Annotated in this window: 2 protein-coding genes; both read left to right on the top strand. The window is 48.5% G+C overall.

Annotated features, from left to right (window positions below; translation table 11 throughout):
* The coding region (gene tilS / locus Q0340_RS02515; protein WP_298082031.1) for a tRNA lysidine(34) synthetase TilS at positions 1–738 on the top strand (738 nt) is incomplete at its 5' end.
* Positions 735–1,391 (top strand): metallophosphoesterase, encoded by a 657-nt coding sequence (locus tag Q0340_RS02510; RefSeq protein ID WP_298082030.1) that lies wholly within the window; start codon positions 735–737, stop codon positions 1,389–1,391. The genes tilS and Q0340_RS02510, both read left to right, overlap by 4 nt.
* Positions 1,392–1,611 lie beyond the last annotated feature (220 nt).

Below are 1,611 nucleotides of genomic sequence, written 5' to 3'. Positions count from 1 at the left end.
CACGAAGCACGCGCGGCTAGATACGATTTTTTCGCCGAGATTTGCCGCGAGCGGGGCTATGAAAATTTGATCTTAGCGCATCAGTTTGACGATAAATTCGAGTGGTTTTTGATGCAGCTTGGGCGCGGTGCAGGGCTTAGCGAGCTACTAGGCATGCAAGAGCTTGAGCCCCGCGATGACTACGTGATCGCTCGTCCGCTTCTAGGCGTGCGAAAGTGCGAACTGGAGCGGTTTTTAAAGGGGCGAAACCTAAAATACTTCACCGACGAAACGAATTTGACGAACCGGTTTAAACGCGGCTTTATTCGCGCGAAATTTAGCGAGCCGTTTTTAAACAAATACTTTGGCGGCGTAAAAAAGAGCTTTGAGTTTTTGGCGACCGACGCGTTAAGCTTAACTCCCGAAATTTCTAATCCTGCGGCAAAAATTTATCTCATAAAACGCGACCGGGGCGAGCTTCGCGGCGTGGATCTTGCCTGCAAGCGGCTAGGACTAGTGCTAAGCTCGGCGCAGCGAAACGAATGCGCGCGCTGCCTAGAAAACGGCGCAGGCTGCGTGCTAGGCGGCAAGGTAGCCGTGGGTGCGGGCGAAAATTTTATTCTCGTAACGCCATATATCAAAGCCGCGATGGACAAGAAATTTAAAGAAGCGTGCCGCACCTTAAAAATCCCGCCGATAAACCGCGGATTTTTATTTGCCGTGGGGGCGGATCTTGCGCTATTTGAGGAGCTTTTATGAGCGTTTATTTTACCTCCGATCTGCACTTCGGCCACGAGCTGGTGCTTAAAAAATATCCCAATTTTAGAAAAGGCGCAAACGTAGCCGAGATGGACGAAAATCTCATCGCCGCTTGGAATGCGCTCGTTACGCCCGAGGATCTCGTCTATAATCTCGGCGACGTGTCCTTTCACAAGGATTTTGCGCACACTTGCGAGTTACTTCGCAGACTAAACGGGCGACATTTTTTGGTGCTCGGCAACCACGATGGGCGCATCGCTGCGATGAAAAACGAGCTGTTAAGCCAGCACAAGGCGGACGGTAATTTTATGTTTGAGCAGATCGTAGGCTATGCCTTTGTGCACCTATCGCATAAGAGAGCGGCTCTGTCTCACTACCCTATGATCGAGTGGGCAAACTGCCATTATGGCGCACTGATGCTCTACGGTCACCTGCACGCAGATATGGCTGAAGTTTCGGGCAGGGCGCTAAACGTGGGCTTTGATCTGCATGGCAAAATTTTAAGCGAGGACGAGGTGTGGTCGTATCTGAAAGATATCCCGCCCAAGGCTCATCACGCAAGCGAGCTAGAGGGCATTAGCGAGAACGACGATGTGGAGCAAAGGCGGATTCTGATAGAAAATTTTTTACGCAAAATTAATCGGGATTCGTGAAAAAAATAGAATTTGCGGCGCAAGACGGCTTTTTGCGGCAAATGAGCTTAAATTTAAAATCGAGTTGTTTAAATACTGATTATTTTACCCAGCCAAAATCCATTATGTAACGCGAGATAAAATTTAATAAAATGCGGCGCAAACAGGCAACTAAATCGTATAAAGCAAGCGCAATTGCAAAGATAAAATTTTAAAATTCTGCCTAGGTGCGGAGCAAAAA

Origin of the sequence: uncultured Campylobacter sp. (genome assembly GCF_938045595.1) — a bacterium.
Lineage (GTDB): Bacteria > Campylobacterota > Campylobacteria > Campylobacterales > Campylobacteraceae > Campylobacter_B.
This window is presented reverse-complemented; position numbering and strand designations above follow the sequence as displayed.